At 66.0% G+C, this 17,668-nt stretch carries 16 protein-coding genes; 7 read left to right on the top strand and 9 right to left on the bottom strand.

Annotation, left to right across the window (positions count from 1 at the left end; all coding sequences use genetic code 11):
- Positions 1 to 63: 63 nt before the first annotated feature.
- Positions 64 to 1,776, bottom strand: a complete 1,713-nt coding sequence (locus ACP16H_RS07830) for a hypothetical protein (RefSeq protein WP_425071720.1) — start codon at positions 1,774 to 1,776, stop codon at positions 64 to 66.
- 604 nt (positions 1,777 to 2,380) lie between these two features.
- On the opposite strand from ACP16H_RS07830, the gene ACP16H_RS07835 reads away from it, so the two are divergent.
- From ACP16H_RS07835 to ACP16H_RS07845, 3 genes are all read left to right on the top strand, one after another.
- On the top strand, positions 2,381 to 3,367 hold the full coding sequence (locus ACP16H_RS07835; protein ID WP_425072005.1) for an ABC transporter substrate-binding protein: 987 nt from the start codon (positions 2,381 to 2,383) through the stop codon (positions 3,365 to 3,367).
- An 81-nt stretch (positions 3,368 to 3,448) separates the two neighbouring features.
- On the top strand, positions 3,449 to 4,243 hold the full coding sequence (locus ACP16H_RS07840; protein ID WP_425071721.1) for an ABC transporter ATP-binding protein: 795 nt from the start codon (positions 3,449 to 3,451) through the stop codon (positions 4,241 to 4,243).
- Complete coding sequence (locus ACP16H_RS07845; RefSeq protein WP_425071722.1) at positions 4,240 to 5,001, top strand: ABC transporter permease; 762 nt, start codon at positions 4,240 to 4,242, stop codon at positions 4,999 to 5,001. The genes ACP16H_RS07840 and ACP16H_RS07845 overlap by 4 nt, the downstream gene beginning before the upstream one ends.
- Positions 5,002 to 5,325: 324 nt before the next feature.
- On the opposite strand, the gene ACP16H_RS07850 is transcribed toward ACP16H_RS07845, so the two are convergent.
- The 4 genes from ACP16H_RS07850 to ACP16H_RS07865 all read right to left on the bottom strand — a co-directional run bounded on the left by ACP16H_RS07850 (position 5,326) and on the right by ACP16H_RS07865 (position 8,880).
- Positions 5,326 to 6,321 (bottom strand): aldo/keto reductase, encoded by a 996-nt coding sequence (locus ACP16H_RS07850; RefSeq protein WP_425071723.1) that lies wholly within the window; start codon positions 6,319 to 6,321, stop codon positions 5,326 to 5,328.
- 65 nt (positions 6,322 to 6,386) lie between these two features.
- The gene (locus ACP16H_RS07855) at positions 6,387 to 7,646 is read right to left on the bottom strand and encodes a flavin-dependent oxidoreductase (RefSeq protein ID WP_425071724.1); all 1,260 of its coding nucleotides are present in this window, start codon (positions 7,644 to 7,646) and stop codon (positions 6,387 to 6,389) included.
- Positions 7,647 to 7,649: 3 nt separating this feature from the next.
- A complete protein-coding gene (locus tag ACP16H_RS07860; RefSeq protein ID WP_425071725.1) occupies positions 7,650 to 8,102 on the bottom strand; it encodes a MarR family winged helix-turn-helix transcriptional regulator in 453 nt (150 codons plus the stop codon).
- Positions 8,095 to 8,880 carry a crotonase/enoyl-CoA hydratase family protein gene (locus ACP16H_RS07865; protein WP_425071726.1) on the bottom strand — a complete coding sequence of 262 codons (786 nt, stop codon included), beginning with the start codon at positions 8,878 to 8,880 and terminating at the stop codon, positions 8,095 to 8,097. Before ACP16H_RS07865 ends, ACP16H_RS07860 begins: the two co-directional genes overlap by 8 nt.
- A gap of 346 nt (positions 8,881 to 9,226) precedes the next feature.
- Between ACP16H_RS07865 and ACP16H_RS07870 the strand changes: the two genes are divergently transcribed.
- Entirely contained in the window at positions 9,227 to 9,397 is a 171-nt protein-coding gene (locus tag ACP16H_RS07870; RefSeq protein ID WP_425071727.1) for a hypothetical protein, read from the top strand.
- Positions 9,398 to 9,541: 144 nt separating this feature from the next.
- On the opposite strand, the gene ACP16H_RS07875 is transcribed toward ACP16H_RS07870, so the two are convergent.
- Together ACP16H_RS07875 and ACP16H_RS07880 are read right to left on the bottom strand one after the other, a co-directional pair.
- Entirely contained in the window at positions 9,542 to 10,144 is a 603-nt protein-coding gene (locus ACP16H_RS07875; RefSeq protein ID WP_425071728.1) for an enoyl-CoA hydratase/isomerase family protein, read from the bottom strand.
- Entirely contained in the window at positions 10,141 to 10,890 is a 750-nt protein-coding gene (locus tag ACP16H_RS07880) for an SDR family oxidoreductase (protein WP_425071729.1), read from the bottom strand. Before ACP16H_RS07880 ends, ACP16H_RS07875 begins: the two co-directional genes overlap by 4 nt.
- Before the next feature lie 128 nt (positions 10,891 to 11,018).
- Here ACP16H_RS07880 and ACP16H_RS07885 point away from each other — a divergent pair, with 128 nt between their 5' ends.
- Complete coding sequence (locus tag ACP16H_RS07885; protein WP_425071730.1) at positions 11,019 to 12,542, top strand: DUF2125 domain-containing protein; 1,524 nt, start codon at positions 11,019 to 11,021, stop codon at positions 12,540 to 12,542.
- A gap of 191 nt (positions 12,543 to 12,733) precedes the next feature.
- Here ACP16H_RS07885 and ACP16H_RS07890 read toward each other — a convergent pair whose 3' ends face one another.
- Both ACP16H_RS07890 and ACP16H_RS07895 read right to left on the bottom strand, forming a co-directional pair.
- The gene (locus tag ACP16H_RS07890) at positions 12,734 to 13,480 is read right to left on the bottom strand and encodes an SDR family NAD(P)-dependent oxidoreductase (protein WP_425071731.1); all 747 of its coding nucleotides are present in this window, start codon (positions 13,478 to 13,480) and stop codon (positions 12,734 to 12,736) included.
- A 195-nt stretch (positions 13,481 to 13,675) separates the two neighbouring features.
- The gene (locus ACP16H_RS07895; protein ID WP_425071732.1) at positions 13,676 to 14,923 is read right to left on the bottom strand and encodes a UbiH/UbiF/VisC/COQ6 family ubiquinone biosynthesis hydroxylase; all 1,248 of its coding nucleotides are present in this window, start codon (positions 14,921 to 14,923) and stop codon (positions 13,676 to 13,678) included.
- A gap of 49 nt (positions 14,924 to 14,972) precedes the next feature.
- Between ACP16H_RS07895 and ACP16H_RS07900 the strand changes: the two genes are divergently transcribed.
- The gene (locus ACP16H_RS07900; RefSeq protein WP_425071733.1) at positions 14,973 to 16,304 is read left to right on the top strand and encodes an amidase; all 1,332 of its coding nucleotides are present in this window, start codon (positions 14,973 to 14,975) and stop codon (positions 16,302 to 16,304) included.
- Positions 16,305 to 16,469: 165 nt separating this feature from the next.
- Positions 16,470 to 17,648: an aminotransferase class I/II-fold pyridoxal phosphate-dependent enzyme gene (locus tag ACP16H_RS07905; RefSeq protein WP_425071734.1), complete on the top strand. Its 1,179-nt coding sequence runs from the start codon at positions 16,470 to 16,472 to the stop codon at positions 17,646 to 17,648.
- Positions 17,649 to 17,668: the final 20 nt, after the last annotated feature.

The following is a 17,668-nucleotide window of genomic DNA, read 5'->3' on the forward strand; positions in this document are numbered from 1 at the left end:
CCCCCCGCCCCCCCCCCCCCCCCCCCCGCGCCGGTCGCTTTGGCGCAGCCAAAGCGAAACCCCTCATGATGAACCGAGGTTGAACGGGTTCGGCGGGGCCTGGCGGGCGTCAGTTTCTTCCGCGACCTCCTCCGACGAAGGCGAGCGCACGCCGCCCTTGCCGCCCGTGACGTCCGCCGCGACCGACAGGCTTTCCTTAACCGCTGCCTGGGTTTCGGCGGTCTTGCGTTCGATCTCGGCCAGGAGGGACTTGGTCTCCGACAGACCTTCGCGGGTGATCGAGGTGGCGGCGCGGATGGTTTCGCCGTATTCCGACAGCTCGGAGAGGGCGCTGGAGAGCTCGGCGTTGATCTCCTTGGTGCCCAGGGCCACGCGGATGACCTCACGCTGGCCCAGTTCCGAGGTGGTGCGGTTCATCCGCTCCAGCGAAATCTTGGCCGCCTCGCTGCTTTCCCCAAGCGCCGCCGCCGATACCGCCTGCAACACCGTGGATAGCTGGTCAGCCACCCCGGCCACACCAGATGTGTGCAGCTGGCGGGTCTTGGCGACCTGCTGTTCGTTGGCTTCCTTCATCGAGTGGATGCGGTGGCCGGAGGCGGTCAGTTCCGCCAGCACCGAGGTCGTGTCCACCGAGGACCGTCCGAGGTTGGCGACATAGGCGTTGATGTCCCGTTCCAGCCGCTCCTGTCCCAGTTTTTCCAAGTCACTCTCGGCGCTTGCGATCTTTGCCTGGATCTCGGCGCGGCGTGCCTCGTTGGCGGTGTCGACCTCTTTGGTGGCGTCGTTGAGGATGGCGTACATGGAGCGCATGGTGAAATTGGCCTCGTCCAGATTGTCGATCTGGCCGTTCATCCTGTCGAAGTGGCCCAGCACGCTCGACACCCGTGATTCGGTGGTGTTGATGAAGTCCTGCGCCGAGCTGACCAGCGCCTCCTGCCGGGCCTTGTGCTCCTCGGAGGTGATGTCGAGCAGCTCCTTGAGCTTGGCCTTTTCCTCGGCAAACTCGGCGAATTTCTCGCTTTCGGGGTGCTTTTGCGACAGCTCGGTGATGCGGGTCTTGATGTTCTGAACCTTGCGGGTGGCGTCGTCGATGGCCACGTCGTTTTGCGCCATCTTGTCCTGCGCGGTCTGCTTGATCCCGCCGAAACCAAAGAACGACCGGTCTTCCTTCAGGAATCCGTTTTCGGCCTTCATCGCCCGGATGTCGTGCTCGACCTGCTCCATTTCCTCGCGCAGTTGCGCCTTTTCCTTCTCGCGTTTCTTCTCGTCCTCGCGCTCCTGCAAGAGCTCCTGGAAGATGTCGAAGGTCACGCCGTTCATGCGCAGGGTATAGACCGCATCGACGATGTCGGTGAGCGGGCCGATCTTGTCCTCGAAGGTCAGCAGCGCCGTGTTGATGTCCTCAAACACTTGTTTCAATTCACCAAATGCCTCGGTGTCCGTCAGCGCGATGATCTCTTGCGCCATACGCTTGCGTTCGAACTGGAGGTATTCCTTGAACGCGTTGAAGGCCTCGAGGTTGGCCTTTGCCTCGGCGCGGTTGTCGGTAAACGTCAGGGCCTTTGTGACGCGCTCCAGCTTTTCCTGCGGGGTGGCGGCGTCGTCGAGCATGATCTTGAAGAACGGGTTGTCCTGGATCGCCGCGTGGGTCTTGGCCGTGGTCTGCTGGGTGCCCTTGGCCTCTGCCTCGACCTTGGCCTGCGGCGTGGTCTGGGAGGCGATGAAATCCTTGGCGGAGGTGATCTTGGCCTTCTTGGCCGAGGATGCGTCGGACATGTGAAATCCTGTCTGTTCTATGGCGTGCGATCGGGCCGCGTCATGCAATCGCGCTCACGATACAGCCTGTGGGGACAGATGGAAGTCAGGATACCCACCGTTAACGAATTGTTTTCGAAAGCCGCAACGGGCGTGCGGTGGTGTTGCGTGAACGGCTGTTCAGTTAATACGGCGGGCGTTGCGGAAAGGCGGCGTGCGCCGTTAACGCAACGGGCAGATGTTGTGGGCGCGCCTGAGCGCACCACAAGGGATTCAGCCGATATTTATGTTTATACCATGGCTGTTACCGATGAACCGGCCGGAAACAGGGTGATTTCCGGCCGGAACGGAGACCAACGGTGAACAGGGCGTTAATCCGGGGCGACTCGGGCGTCGGATCGGGCGTTTCGCCGCGTGGTTGTGCGGTCAACAAGGGGCCTGTTTCATGCCCCGATCCCGATAGTGTTCAAAAACAGGGCGCCCATGGAGAAGTTGCCCAAAAACTGAACAATGCCGCCATCGGGCTTTGCAGGTCCCCGGCGTCACACTGTCGGAGGTCCCGCGCAGGGATCGAAATGGGGGCCGCAAGATCTGACACGGGGAGAACACCTTGCTGACACGTCACATGATCGGCCTGATGGGGCTGGCGCTGGCCACCACCGCATCCGCCGAAACCGCCATGCCCTTTGCGCTCGACTGGAAGTTCGAAGGTCCGGCCGCGCCCTATTTCACCGCCATCGACAAGGGCTATTTCGCGGACGCGGGCCTGACGGTCGAAGTGACCGCGGGGCAGGGGTCGCTGGACGCGATCCCCAAGGTCGCCACGGGGGCCTTCCCGGTGGGCTTTGCCGACATCAACTCGCTCATCAAGTTCCTCGACCAGAACCCCGGCGCGCCGGTCACGGCGGTCATGATGGTCTACGACAAGCCGCCCTTTGCCATCGTGGGCCGCAAGTCGCTGGGCGTCGAAGCGCCGAAGGACCTGGAAGGCAAGGTGCTGGGCGCGCCGCCCCCCGATGGTGCCTGGGCGCAGTTCCCGATCTTTGCCGCCGAGAACGGTCTGGACATGGAGAAGATCACCGTGGAGCCGGTGGGCTTCCCGACGCGCGAGCCGATGCTGGCGGAGGGCAAGGTGGCCTCGGTCACGGGGTTTTCGTTCTCGTCTTTCCTGAACCTCGTGCGTCTGGGCGTGCCGGAGGATGACATTTCCACCATCCTGATGGCGGACAATGGCGTCGACCTGTACGGCAATGCGATCATCGTCAACACCGAGTTCGCCGCCGAGCACCCGGAGGAGGTGAAGGCCTTCCTCGACGCGGTGGCAAAGGGCTGGGCGGCGGCGATTGCCGATCCGGCGGGCGCCACGGCCAGCCTGTTGGAGCGCAACCCGGCGGCGGATGCGGAGCTGGAACAGCGCCGTCTGCAACTGGCCATCGACACCAACGTGGTGACGGACTGGACCACGGCGAACGGCTTTGGCGGGATTGACGCCGATCGTTTTGCCAACTCGCTGGAGCAGATCAAGCTGACCTACGAGTTCCAGAACGCGCCGGATGCGGCAGCCTACTTCGACAGCGGGTTCCTGCCCGAAGGTGGCTTTGCGTTGAAGTGATGGCGGGTTGAAAACCCACCCTACCGCCGGGCGTCCCCGTGGCGTCCGGCTTTCTGACGCACGGGGCGTTTGGGGGCAGGCATGTCAAATCTCATAGAAATCAAGGACGTCCGGCACGCGTACCAGACGCAGAACGGGCCTTTGCCAGTGCTGGACGGGCTGAACGTGTCGGTCCCCGAGGGGGGATTTTGCGCCGTGGTCGGCCCGTCGGGCTGCGGGAAATCCACGCTGACGCGGCTGGTCGCCGGGCTGATGAAGCCCGATCACGGCGAGGTCTGGCTGCATGGCGAGCGGGTCAAGGGCCCTCGCAACACGGTGGGGATGGCGTTCCAGAACCCGGTGTTGCTGGAGTGGCGGACGATCCTGCAGAACGTGATCCTGCCGTTGGAGATCGTGCCGACGAAGCTGACGAAGGCGCAGCAGGAGGACCGCGCGCGGTATCTCTTGTCGCTGGTGGGGCTGTCGGGGTTCGAGGACAAGCGCCCGTCGGAATTGTCGGGCGGGATGCGGCAGCGGGCGTCGCTGTGTCGGGCGCTGGTGCACTCGCCGGAGGTGCTGATCCTCGACGAGCCGTTCGGGGCGCTGGATGCCTTCACGCGCGAGGACCTGTGGCAGACGATGCACAGGGTGAAGGAGAAGGAGCCCTTTACCGGGGTGCTCATCACCCATGACCTGCGGGAGTCGATCTTCCTCGCGGATCAGGTGATCGTGCTGTCGGGACGCCCTGCGCGGACGCAATTCGTGCTGGATGTGCCCGATACGGGGCCGCGTGACCTGGACCACCTGTATACGCCGGAGGCCGCCGAGATGCTGCACGTGCTGCGCCACCAGATCGAGATCGCGCAGGGCCGCGTTCAGGCGGAGGATGCGGCATGAAGCTGAAACAGGTGGCGACGCCGGTGATCGCGGTGGTGATCTTCCTGATGCTCTGGGAATTGCTGGTCTGGGTCATGGGCTGGCCGAATTACAAGATGGCCTCGCCGTCGGACCTGCTGCCTGCCTATACGCGCTACTGGGAGCTGTTCCTCGTGATGGGCTGGCAGACGCTGTGGCGGACGGTGGTGGGGCTGGCGCTGGCCATCGTGGTGGGTGTCGTCCTGGGCATGATAATGGGCTTCTCGCGCACGATGCGCGATGCATTGTACCCGCTGTTGGTGGGGTTCAACGCGATCCCCAAGGCCACGGTGGTGCCGATCATCGCGCTGATGTTCGTGGGGATGCACGACTTCAACACGGTGCTGATCGCCTTCATGATCTCGTTCTTCCCGATCGCCGTGTCCATTTCCATCGGCCTCAGCACGCTGGAACCGGAGTATCGCGACATTCTTCGTTCGCTCGGGGCCTCGCAGACGACGATCTTCTGGAAGATCGCCCTGCCCAAGACCCTGCCGGAGTTCTTTGGTGCGTTGAAGGTTTCGGTCACGCTGGCCTTCATCGGCACCAATCTGATGGAGATCGTGTCCCCCCACGGCCGCGGCCTTGGGGCGCTGTTCGACAGCGGCAAGACCAACTCGGACTACCCGCTGATGTTCGCGGTGCTGATCGCCTTGGCGTTCCTGGGGATCGTCCTGTACTACGTGGTGGTGGCGCTGGAGAAGGTCTTTGCCGGATGGGCGGAGCGTACGCCGGGTTGAAGGCTGCCGGGTTCAGCCGCCCGATCACGCTGCTGTCTGTCATGGATCGCACGCCCGGATGAGGTGTGATGCTGTGCAGGACGGATGGGAGCGTTGTCCCACACCGGGCGTGAGTTTGTCGCGCGCCGCGCGACAGCGGGGGCTCTGCCCCCACACCGGGCTTGAGTTTGTCGCGCGCTGCGCGACAGTGGGGGCGCTGCCCCCGCACCGGGCTTGATTTTGTCGCGCGCTGCGCGACAGTGGGGGCGCTGCCCCCACGCCCCTGAGGTATTTTCATCAAGATGAAGGGAAAAGCCGCGCCTTGGTCCGGCGCGCGGTCCTGTCTCAGCAGTAGTGTTCCGGGCCCTTCATCTGCTCGTCCGAGTAGCGGGCGCCGTGGCACCAGCCGACGGGCAGGCGCTTTTCGATTTCCAGCAGCAGCTCCGGGTCCATGGTGGATTCCGCGCCCTGCAGCAGTTCCGACAGGTGGGCGGTGCTGCGTGTGCCGGGGATGGTCAGGATGGACGGGCTTTGCCCAAGGACCCATGCAATCGCCAGCGTCGCCGTCGGCACGCCCACGTCGCGCGCCAGATCGCGCAGCGCCTCGGAGGCGGCGAGGTTGCGTTCGTGGTTGCCACCCGAAAAGCGCGGGTTCGAGCCCATGAAGCTGGCTGGCGGGAAAGCCCCGGGCTGCGGCGGTGTGTCGGACAGGAGGCCGCGCCCGACCGAGGAGAAGGCCACCAGGGCGGTCCCCAGCGCCTCGCAGGTCTGGATCAGGCCCAGTTCCGGCAGGCGCGTCTGCAGCGAGTATTCCGACTGCACCGCCGCCACCGGCGCCACCGCAGCGGCGCGGCGCAGCGAGGTCGGCGCGATCTCGGAAAAGCCGATCTGGTCGATCTTGCCCTTGGCGCGCAGGGCCAGCAGGCTCTCCATCACCTCTTCGATCTCGAACCTCGGGTCGCGGCGGTGGATGTAGAACAGGTCGACGCGATCGACGCCGAGGCGTTTCAGGCTGCCGTCCAGTTCCTGTTCCAGATGCTCGGGCGAGTTGTCGTAGCAGCGGTTGCCGTCCGCATCCCGCGTGATCGACGCCTTGGTCGCGATCTTGTAAGGGCTTTCGCCGCCACGCTTTTTCAGCCACTCCCCGATGGTCGTCTCGGACACGCCCATGCCGTAGACGTTCGAGGTGTCGATGTGGTCGACCCCTGCGTCCAGCGCCGCGTCGAGCACCGCGTGCGACTGGTCCACCGTCACCGGGCCGTAGAAGTTGGAAAAGGACATGGCGCCAATTCCCAGCGCCGAGACCTCGGGCCCCTCGGCCCCCAGCTTGCGTCGCAGCATGTTCGATACTCCCTGTTCGTTTGGGCCCAAGGTGGCCGCGAACGCTCGGGAGTGAAAGGCCAAAATCAGGCCTTTGCGCCCTCGGGGATGGTGCGCGGCGCGGCGTTCAGCGCGTCCTTGGCGAAACCGGCGGCGCTTTTGTAGCCCGCCATGAAGGCCGCGCGTTCCTCTGCCGGGATCACCGCCTCGATGTCGTCGAAGGTTCCGCCGCAGCGCTCGTCCACGAGGTTCAGCAGGCCGAACGGTCCCGCGCCGCGGTTGCGCAGCACCAGTTGCCCCACCGGGCCGGAGAGCTTGTCGTCATAGGCCGCCAGCGCCCTGGGTGTCACGCCATGCGCCAGCAGCGCGGCGCCGAGGGTGCGCGCGTCGATCACCGCCTGGGACGCGCCGTTCGAGCCGGTCGGGTACATGGCGTGGGCCGCGTCACCCATGAGTGCCACCCGTCCCTGAGACCAGAAGGGCAGCGGGTCGCGGTCGATCATCGGGTTTTCATAGGCGACGTCCGCTGCGCGCAGCATGGCGGGTACATCCAGCCAATCGTACTTGAAGGCCTCGAAATGATGCGCGAAGTCCTCGATTTCCACTTGCTTGAACCACGAGTCCTCGGGCCAGCCCTGCGATGCATCCAGCGTCAGTTCCGCGATCCAGTTGATCGTGGCCAGACCGTCCTCGCCCGGATGCGAGATCGGGTAGATCACCATGCGGTGTTCGTGGGTTCCGAGGCCGACAAAGCTTGATCCCGTTCGGATCGGCTTGGCCCGCGTGGTGCCGCGCCACATCACCGCGCCGCCCCAATGGATCGGCGGCTGGTCGGGGTGCATCTGGGCGCGCACCGGCGAGTGGATGCCCTCGGCGCCGATCAGCAGCGTGCCACGCTCTTCGCGCCCGCCCTCCAGTTGGACGGTGACGCCGTCCGCATCCTGCGTGTAGCCCGTGACCGCCGCGCCTGTGACCACGGCATCCTTCCCGGCGCGTTCGCGGAAGGTGTCCAGCAGCAGCATGTGGAACGCGCCGCGATGCACGGCATATTGCGGCCAGTCATAGCCTGCCTCGGTCCCGCGCGGCTCGGCGTAGATGTCGTTGCCGTTCAGGCCCACCAGCGCCCATTCGCGCGCGGGCACACCGACGCGGTCCAGCGCCTCTGCCCCGATCCCCAGATCGAACAGTTCGCGCACGGCATTGGGCTGGATGTTGATGCCCACGCCCAGAGGACGCGGCTCGCGTACCTTTTCGAAGACGACGCAGGGCACGCCGATCTGATGCAGCGTCAGCGCCATCACCAAGCCGCCAATGCCGCCGCCCGCGATCAACACCCGATCCGTCATGCCTTACCTCTTTTCCATCCCCATGAAGCGCCGGAGCAGGTGCTTCAGCTCGGCCACTTCCGCGCCGGACAGATCGCCGACGGGACGGGCCTCGTGTTGTTCGAACATGGGACGCACCGCCTCGACCCGCGCCGCGCCGTCCTCGGTCAGCCACAGCTCGACCGAGCGTTTGTCATCCGCAGGCACGGTGCGGGTGACCAGCCCTTCGGACTCCATCCCGTGCACCATCTTGGTCATATGCGCGCGCTTGATGCGCAGGGCCTTGGCCAGAACGCCTTGGCGGACGCCGGGGTTCTCGGCCAGCACAAAGAGCATGGTCATCTCGCCGGGGCGGATGTTCAGCTCTCCCATGTCTTTGTAAAAGTTCGCAAAACTCCGCAGCTGCGCCAGACGCAGCAGGAAGCCGAGGCTATGCCCCAACTGCCCGTAATCCAGTTGGTCGCCGCGATCAGGCATTCGGGTCCTGCACCTTGACCGCGCGCTTTTCGAGGAAGGCGCGAAGGCGGTCCTTGGCGTCGTCGGTCATGGTCGCGAGGCTCGCCACCATGGATTCGGCGAACAGCCCGTCCTCGGACGACATGTCGGCGATGCGCGGCAGGGCGTTGATGATCGCGTAGTTGGTGAACTCGGCGTTGGTGGCCATCTGCTGCGCCAGCGCCACGGCCTTTTCCATGGCCGCGCCTTCGGGGACGACGTAGCTGACACCGCCCCAGGCCTCGGCCTCGGAGGCCTTCAGGACGCGGCCCGTCAGCATCATGTCGCCCATGCGCGGTGCGCCGATCAGCCGGGCGATCCGCACCGAGCCGCCGCCGCCGACAAAGATGCCGCGCTGGCCTTCGGGCAGGGCAAAGAACGCGGTTTCGTCCGCCACGCGGATCTGCACCGAGGCCGCCAGCTCGAACCCGCCGCCCACGGCCGCGCCGGTGATCGCCGCGACAAAGGGAATGGTGCCGCGCTCGATGCCGTCGAACACCGCGTGCCAGCGGCGCGAGCCCTTCACCGCCTCGAACAGCGGCTTTTCAGAGTGTTCCGCGAGGTCCAGCCCGGCGCAGAAGTGTTTGCCATGGCCAAAGATCACGGCGGCCTTGGCCTCGGACTGGGCGCGTTGCACGGCGTCGTGGATCGCCTCGACGAAACGGTCGGAAATGGCGTTGCGCTTTGCTGGCCGGTTCAGGCCGATAAGCGCAACATTTCCTTGCAGCTCGTAAGTGACGAGCGTTTCGCTGGTGTCCATGATGTCCTCCCGTCGCGCCATCGTTGGCGCCGATATTGTTCACACGTAAACAAAACGCCCGAGTCGTGTCAACGCATCGGGTGCTGGTAAAACAGCTTTGGCAGGGATTTCGCCTTGGCTGCGCCAAGTCGATCCGCGCGCCCGTCGGGCGCGCGAGGGGGCTCTGCCCCCGGCCCTTCGGGCCTCCCCCGCGGTATTTGTATCAAGATGAAGCGAGGCGCCGTCCCTGCGTCTTCCCGGTGCAAGTATTCGGGGGGCTGATGCCCGCACGAGGGTGCATCACCCGGATTAGTATCAGGCTGTGATGCGCAAAGGTCGAACGAGGCAGGCATACCGTGAAGCCGGCATGGCAGTTGGCCAGCATGAGCAAACCAATCCCGCCGAGTTGCAAACGCAAAATTTGAGGGCGTTCAGTGAAACGTTGAAAAGCGTGGTCCCCGCGCCATACGCTGACCGGCAGGCGCATGTCTTTGACGCGGGCCTTTCGGTGCTGATGCGTTTGGCCGGATTACCGTGAATCTGCCGGACGTCGGGCGGGGCAGATCACGGTGTTGATGTCGGAGGCAGACGGCGACCGCGCTCGGACCGGACGGTCGCTGGCAGCGGGGGCGGGCCGAGCCGCGCGGGATCGGGATTGCCGGGGCCGGCCAGAGCGCGGCGCTCAGCGGATCAGGGCCTTGATCCCGGCGGCGTGTTCGGGCGTGGCGGCCAGCGTGTCGGCGGCCAGTTCGCGTGCCGTGCTCAGCGGGTCGTCGGTGATGCGGTCGATCAGGCCCCAGGTCTGCGCCTCTTCGACAGGGACCTTTGCGCCGCCCATGAAGATCATCTTGGCCCGCGACACGCCCGCGAGGGCCGCCAGGCGCATCGGGTCGGAGGGTTGCGGCAGGAAACCGAGCTTCATCACCGGGTAGAAGATCTTTGCCCCCGGCACCGAGACGCGCAGGTCGCAGGCCAGGAACATGCCCATCGCGCCACCGGCCACGGTGCCGTTCAGCGCGCAGATCGTCAGGCCGCGATGGCGGGCGATGGCGCCGGAGAGGCGCTCCCACAGGGGGGAGGTGGCCAGACCGGCCCGGGCCGCGTCCAGATCCGCCCCGGCGGAGAACACCTTGCCCGCGCCGGTCAGCACCAGAACGCGCGCGTCGCGGGCGTCTTCGGCGATCTCGCACAGGCGTTCCAGCATCTCGGGCGTCAGCGAGTTGGCCTTGTCCTGCCGGTCGATGGTCGCGATCCAGAGGTCGCCGTCCTTGTCCAGCCGGATCATGCGACACCGACCTTGGCGCGGATGGCTTCGTCGCGCAGCGATACCTCGTCGCCGAGGAAGCCGTCGGCCTCGGCCCCGCACATCCAGACCAGCGTCCGCGCCACCCATTCGGGCGGGATATGGTCGGACCAGTCCAGCTGGCTGACCGGGTTGATGCCCGAGGCCTTGATTTCGCGCTGCATCTGCGTGGCGACGGTGCCGGGCGACAGCGAGATGGCGCGGATGCCGCGCGTCCCATATTCCTTGTGCGCCATTTTCGTCAGCATCAGCGCGCCCGCCTTGGACGAGCAATACTGCGACCAGCCCTCCACCGGGCCATGCGCCGCGCCCGAGCCGATGGTCAGCACCGTGCCATGGCCCTGGTCCAGCATCACCGGCAGCGCGGCGCGCATGCCGTGAAAGACGCCCTTGAGGTTGATGTCGATCACCTGTCCCCAGGCGTCGGGGTCGGCCTCGGCCATATGCGCGATCGGCTCGATCACGCCCGCGTTGTTCACCAGGATGTCCAGACCGCCGTGGGCCTGGATGCAGGCGGCGACAGCCTGCTCGACCTCCCAGTAGCGGGAAATGTCACAGGGGATCGCCACCGCGTTCGGCCCGATCTCTCCGGCGAGGTCGGCAATCGCGTCGGCCCCCCGTGCAACCAGCGCCACCCTGGCCCCGGCCTGCGCGAAGGCCCGCGCGGCCTCGGCGCCGATGCCCCGGCTCGCGCCGGTGATGAGCACAACCTTGCCTGTCAAATCCATCACTTATCCCCCTTGCGGTCTCGTCACGGTGGTAAAGGAGCCCTAGTATGGAATCCAGCCCCTTGACCCTGCCCGAGGGACTGCAACACTGAGGGCAGATTATTTGAGCCTCACGAGAAAGGTACATTATGACACGGGTTTCTTCTGTTTCCGCACTGGCCCTCATGGCCATGGCGGGTCCGTCCTTTGCGGATATCACGCCCCAGCAGGCCTGGGACAACCTCGAAGCCTACATGCAGGGCTTCGGTTACGAGATCACGGCGACCGAGGATGCGGCGGGTGACACGCTGACCGTTTCCGGCATCACCATGACCATGGCCATCCCCGAAGAGGACGGCACCGCGACCTTTACCATGCCGGACCTGACCTACACCGCGAAGGGCGACGGGTCGGTCGATGTGACCCTGCCGGGGACGGGCCAGATGGTCGTGGCCTTCACGGCAGAGGACGCGGAGTCCATCGAGGTCGCCTTTGACGTGGTGCAGAGCGGGATGTTGCTGAACGTCTCGGGCACCGAGACGGACATGCTGTATACCTACGAGGCCGAAACGCTCGGCTTCAAACTGGCCGGGCTGACGGTCGAGGGCGAGTCGATTCCGCCGGAGGTCATGCGCGGCGAGATCACCGCCGGGCCGGTGTCAGGCAGTTCCAAGGTGACGGTGGCAGACGGCGTGCAGACCATCGCGCAGGAAATGACCTACGGCGACATGTCCTATGACGTCTTCTTCAAGAACCCGGAAACCGAAGACGAGATGGCCATGGCCAAGGGCATGGTCAAGGGCGTTGCCGCTGCTGGCACCTCGGTGATCCCCGAAAACGCGGATTTCTCCGACCCTGCGAATATCTTTGCCTCCGGCATGGAGATGGACGCCACCATGACCCATCAGGGCGGTCAGACCGAGTTCAATTTCCAGGACGGGTCGGACGTGGTGACGGGCAAGCTGTCGTCGACCGGTGGCGAGCTGAGCTTTGCCATGTCGCCGCAGGCCATGACCTACGCGGTGTCCGCGCTGGGGCAGACCGTATCGATGATGGTGCCGGATATGCCCTTCCCGATCGACGCGCAGTTTGGCGAGGCCGGTTTCGCGTTGGAGATGCCGCTGGCCAAGTCCGAGGAGCCGGTGCCGGCGTCCTTCTCGATCCTGCTGGCGGAGTTCACCATGGCGGACATGCTGTGGAACATCTTCGATCCGGGCCAGGTTTTGCCGCGTGATCCCGCCACCATCGGCGCGAATATCGAGGCCGAGGTCACGCCCTTCGTCAGCCTGATGAACCCCGAGGACATGGCCAAGGTCGAAACGGGCGAGGCCATGCCGGGCGAGCTGAACTCGGTCACGCTGAGCGATCTGGTGGTGAAGGCCATCGGCGCGCAGATCCTGGGCGAGGGGGCGTTTACCTTCGACAACACCGACCTCGAGAGCTTTGACGGTCTGCCGCGTCCGGAGGGTGAGGTGAAGCTGGAGATCTCCGGCATCAACGGCGTGATCGACAAGCTTATCCAGATGGGTTTCGTTCAGGAGCAGGACGCCATGGGCGCGCGCATGATGCTGGGCATGTTCACCGTGCCGGGGTCGGAGCCGGATACGGCGTCGTCGACCATCGTGGTGAACGAGCAGGGCCATGTTCTGGCGAACGGTCAGCGCATCAAGTGACGACGTGATCCGTGGAACGGTGAAGGGCGGGGATTTCCCCGCCCTTTTGCATTGCCACGCGGTCGCGGCTGGCGCCGCGTCTTGGTGACCTTGCGCGTGCCGCGCAAGGCGGGTGGGGGCGCTGCCCCCGTCTGCGCCTGCCGCGCAGACTCCCCCGCGGTATTTCTGTCAAGATGAAGGAGAGGGTGGCGTCAGGTCCTGAGGGCGGGCAGGCCCACGCCGGTGGATTCGAAGCCGCCGTCCACCGCGACCACCTGTCCCGAGACGTAGGAGGCCTTGTCCGAGCAGAGGAAGCAGATGACCTCGGCCAGTTCGCGTTCGCTGCCGTAGCGGTTCAGCGGGATGGCGTCGTGGTAGGCCTTGATGATCTCGGGCGAGTGGACCGCGACCGAGAGCTTGGTCTTGACCGGGCCGGGGGCGACACAGTTCACGCGGACGCCGTGTTCGCCCAGTTCCGCCGCGTGCTGTTTGGTCAGCTGGATGACGGCGGCTTTTGACGTGCCGTAGGCCACGCGCAGGGTCGAGGCGCGCAGGCCCGAGATCGAAGCGATGTTGACGATGGCGCCGGAGGTTTCCTGCAGCGCCGGGCTGCAGGCCTGGGTGCAGAGGAACACGCCGTCGAGGTTGGTTTCCATGACGCGGCGCCACATCTCGAAGGTGCAGTCGGCCACGGGGCCAAATTCCGCGACGCCCGCGTTGTTCACCAGCGCGTCGATGCGGCCGCCCCAGTCCAGCGTTTCGCGGACCATGGAGTTGACGTCCTGCGGGTTCGACACGTCGCGGTAGACGGCAAGGATGTTGTCACGCTCGGCGGCGACCTTTTCCAGTTCCTCGCGGTCGCGGTCGACCATGGCGACTTGCCAGCCCATTTCGCGGAACAGGTCGGTGGTGGCGAGGCCTATGCCGCGGGCGGCGCCGGTGACGATGGCGGTTTTCATTTGGTATACCCTCCCGGTTTTCGGGCACCTAAGCATGGGTTGGCCCGGGGGGGAAGGGGGCTTGTTTTCTGTCCATATTGTGGATGGTTTCTGGGGGTGATTGGTATGCGAAAACCGCCCGCGCGGGGTGCTACGGACGGTTTTCGTTGGTGTTCAGGTCTGGGGTGTCCGGATCGTGGACAGCACAGGTCTTCATTAGGCCTTCATCAAATCGGGCAGGTCGCCGGTCAGCCCCGCCGCCTCGCGGATGAATCCGCGCCGCAGGGTGGGGGCTGCGTTGATCGCCGCCATGCCGATGTCGCGCGCCGCGCGCAGCAGCGGGTTGTCGTTCGAGAACAGCCGGTTGAACAGATCCGTCGAGGCCGCCAGCGTCGCCGTATCCCAGCGCCGCCACGACTGGTAACGCTCCAGCGCGAAGTCCGATGCAAAGTCCTCGCCGCGCCGCTGGGCGTGGCTGATGACATGCGCCAGCGCCGCCACGTCGCGCAGTCCGGCGTTCAGGCCCTGACCGGCAATCGGGTGCATCCCATGCGCCGCGTCGCCCACCAGTGCCAGCCTTTGGCCGACGAAGCTGTTCGCCAGCGTCAGGTTCAGCGGATAGGTAAAGCGTTTGCCTGCAAGGGAAATCTCGCCCAGAAAGTCGCCGAAGCGGGGGCGCAACACGCTCAGGTAATCCTCGTCCGACAGCGCGTTGATCGCCTGTGCGCGGTCGTCCGTCTCGCTCCAGACAATCGACGAGCGGTTCCCCGTCAAGGGCAGGATCGCCAGCGGCCCGGGCGGCATGAATAGCTGATGTGCGCAGCCGTCATGCGGTTTCTCATGGGCGATGGCGCAGACCAGCGCCGTCTGGCCGTAGCCCCAGCCGGTGCGGCGGATGCCCGCCCGCTGTGCCGTGCCGGACGCGCGCCCGTCGGCGCCCACCAGCAGGCGGCCGCTCAGCACCTCGCCCGTGTCCAGCGTGACGCTGACGCCTTCGGGCGACGCCTCCTGTGCCACGACGCGCACGCCGGGACGGTCCGTCACCAGCGCGCAGGCGTCCACCGCCGCCATCAACGCGCGCCGCAGGAAGCGGTCCTCCAGCATATAGCCCATGGGGCCTTCCTCGATTTCGGCGCTGTCGAAATGCAGGCCGAGGAAGACCTGCGCGTCGCCCACGCGCCCGTCCGAGACCTTGATTTGCCGCATCGGCTGCGCCTGATCCGCCAGCGCCTCCCATAGCCCCAGCCCCTTCAGCATCCGCTGCGAGGACAAGGCCAGCGCATAGCCGCGCCCGTCGAAATCGTCGGTTTCCCGTACCGCGCGGGGCAGGGCGTCCAGCACGACGCTCGACAGGCCGGCCTGTGCCGCTGCCAGCGCCAGGGCGGGGCCGTTGAGGCCGCCGCCCACGATGATCAGATCGTGTTCCATGGGGGCGAATATGGGCGCGTCTTCGGGATTGTCCATGCGATTTCACGCCGCTACCGTCTGCGCGCAGCACAAGGGAGCGCCTGACATGACCGACTGGACCAAAGCCACCGCCGCAGAGCTGGGCCGCGCCGTGGAGCGGGGCGAGGCGGACCCGGTCGATCTGGCGCGGACGTACCTTGACGCCATCAATGCGCATCCTTTGCGGGACCGCATCTATGCGCGCCTGACCGAGGATCGCGCCATGGCCGAGGCGGAGGCGGCGCGCGCCCGGGCGAATCTGGGGTTGCGGCGGCATCCGCTGGACGGCGTGCCGATTTCTTGGAAGGACCTCTATGACACGGCGGGCGTCGCCACCGAGGCCGGGTCGGCCCTGCTGAAAGGCCGCGTGCCGGAGCGTGACGCCGAGGTGTTGCGCCGCGCGACGTTGAACGGTCTCGTCTGCCTTGGGAAAACCCATATGTCGGAGCTGGCGTTTTCGGGCCTTGGGTTGAACCCGGTGACGGCGACTGCACCTTGCGTGAATGATCCCGAGGCTGTCGCGGGCGGGTCATCGTCGGGGGCGGCGGCCTCGGTCGCCTTTGACCTCGCCCCGGCGGGGATCGGGTCGGACACGGGCGGGTCGGTGCGGCTGCCCGCCTGCTGGAACGATCTGGTGGGGTTGAAGACGACTACGGGGCGGTTGCCGCTGACGGGTGTCGTGCCGCTCATCACCAGCTTTGACACCGTCGGGCCGCTGTGTCGGTCCGTCGAGGATGCCGCGCTGCTGTTGTCCGCCATGGAGGGCACAGCCGCCCCCGACCTGCGGGGCGCCAGCCTCAAGGGCCGTCGCATTGCCGCGCTGCGCACCATCGTTCTGGACGACCTCGACGAGGCCCCGGCCCGCGCCTACGAGGAGGCGCTCGACCGCCTGCGTGATGCGGGCGCGCAGATCGTCCCGCTGGATTTCCCGCAGATCGAGCGCCCTCACCGCGAGAGCGCCATGCTCTACACGACCGAGGCCTGGGCCACATGGGGCGATGCCATCACCGCTAATCCCGACGCCATGTTCAAACCGATCCGCGAGCGTTTCGAATCCGGCGCGGCGCACAATGGCGCGACCTTCCAGGCGGCCTGGCAGCACCTGCACGCCGTGCGCGCCGAGTGGCAGCGCGCCACCGCCAGCTATGACGCCGTGATCTGCCCGACCGCGCCGAACCTGCCCGCCAAGGAGGCGAAGCTGATGGAGCAGGGCGATTACTACGTCACGGAGAACCTGCGCACCCTGCGCAACACCCGCATCGGCAACCTGCTGGGTGGAGCCATCGTGACCCTGCCGACGAAGACGCCCTCCTGCGGGGTGTCGCTGATGGGCTCGCCCATGGGCGAACATCGCCTGCTGCGTCTGGCCCATGCGGCGGAACAGGCCCTCAGGGCCTGACTTAGCCACGATCAAGGTCAACCGCCCGCCCTCATTGTCACTTTCCAGCCACAGAGTGCCGCGGGGCCGTCAAGATTCTGGACAGACGGCCCCGAAATTCCGTATCCTGTCGCCAATCGTCGGGCGGCAAACGACCCGGCACTTGAGGCAGATCAGAGCTAGACCATGTTCCCCGAGCGGTTCTCGAACCTACCGGCCTATGCGTTCCCGCGTTTGCGGGCGCTTCTCGACGTCCATGCGCCGGGCGGCGCGGTGCGTCACATGTCCATCGGAGAGCCGAAGCACGCCTTTCCGGGCTGGATCACCGACACCATCGCCAACCATGCGCATGAGTTCGGCAAGTACCCGCCGAACGAAGGCACGCCCGAGCTGCGCGCCGCGATCCGCGACTGGGTCTATCGCCGTTACGACGTGATGCTCGACCCGGACACGCAGGTCATGGCGCTGAACGGGTCGCGCGAGGGGCTGTACAACGCCGGGATGGCGCTGATCCCCGAGGCGAAGAACGGCCAGCGGCCCATCGTCCTGATGCCGAACCCGTTCTACCAAGTCTACATGATCTCGGCGATTTCCGTGGGGGCAGAGCCGCGGTTCGTCCCTGCCACCGCCGAGACCGGCCACCTGCCGGATTTCGCATCCGTGGGGCCGGAGGTGCTGGACCGCACCGCCGCCGTCTACATCTGCTCTCCGGCGAATCCGCAGGGCGTCATGGCGGACGAGTCCTATTGGCGTAACCTGCTGGCGCTGGCGGAAAAGCATGATTTCCAGATCATGGCGGACGAATGCTACGCCGAGATCTACCGCGACACGCCGCCCGTGGGCGCGTTGCAAGTGGCGAAGGATATGGGAATTGACCCCGAGCGCGTGGTCTCCTTCCACTCGCTGTCGAAACGGTCGAACCTGCCCGGCCTGCGCTCTGGCTTTGTCGCCGGTGGGCCGGAGACCATCGCCCGCATGCGCCAACTGCGCGCCTATGCCGGTGCGCCGCTGCCGCTGCCGATCCAGCGCGCGTCGGAAAAGCTCTGGGCCGAAGAGACCCATGTGACCGAGAACCGCGCGCTGTATCGCGCGAAATACGAGATGGCGGACGAATTGCTGGGGCATGTCCCGGGCTATCTCAGCCCGCAGGCGGGCATGTTCCTCTGGCTGCCGGTGCCGGACGGCGAGGCGGCGACGCTGCACCTGTGGCAGCAGACCGGCGTGCGGGTGCTGCCCGGCGCCTATCTGTCCAAGGATGTGGCGGGCGCGAACCCCGGCCATGGATACATCCGCGTGGCGATGGTCGCGCCTTATGACGAAACACGCGAGGGCCTGACCCTCATCCGGGACACACTGTACCGATAACGATAAAAAGACGAGGCGGA

This window comes from Sagittula sp. S175 (genome assembly GCF_049800975.1).
Taxonomy (GTDB): domain Bacteria; phylum Pseudomonadota; class Alphaproteobacteria; order Rhodobacterales; family Rhodobacteraceae; genus Sagittula.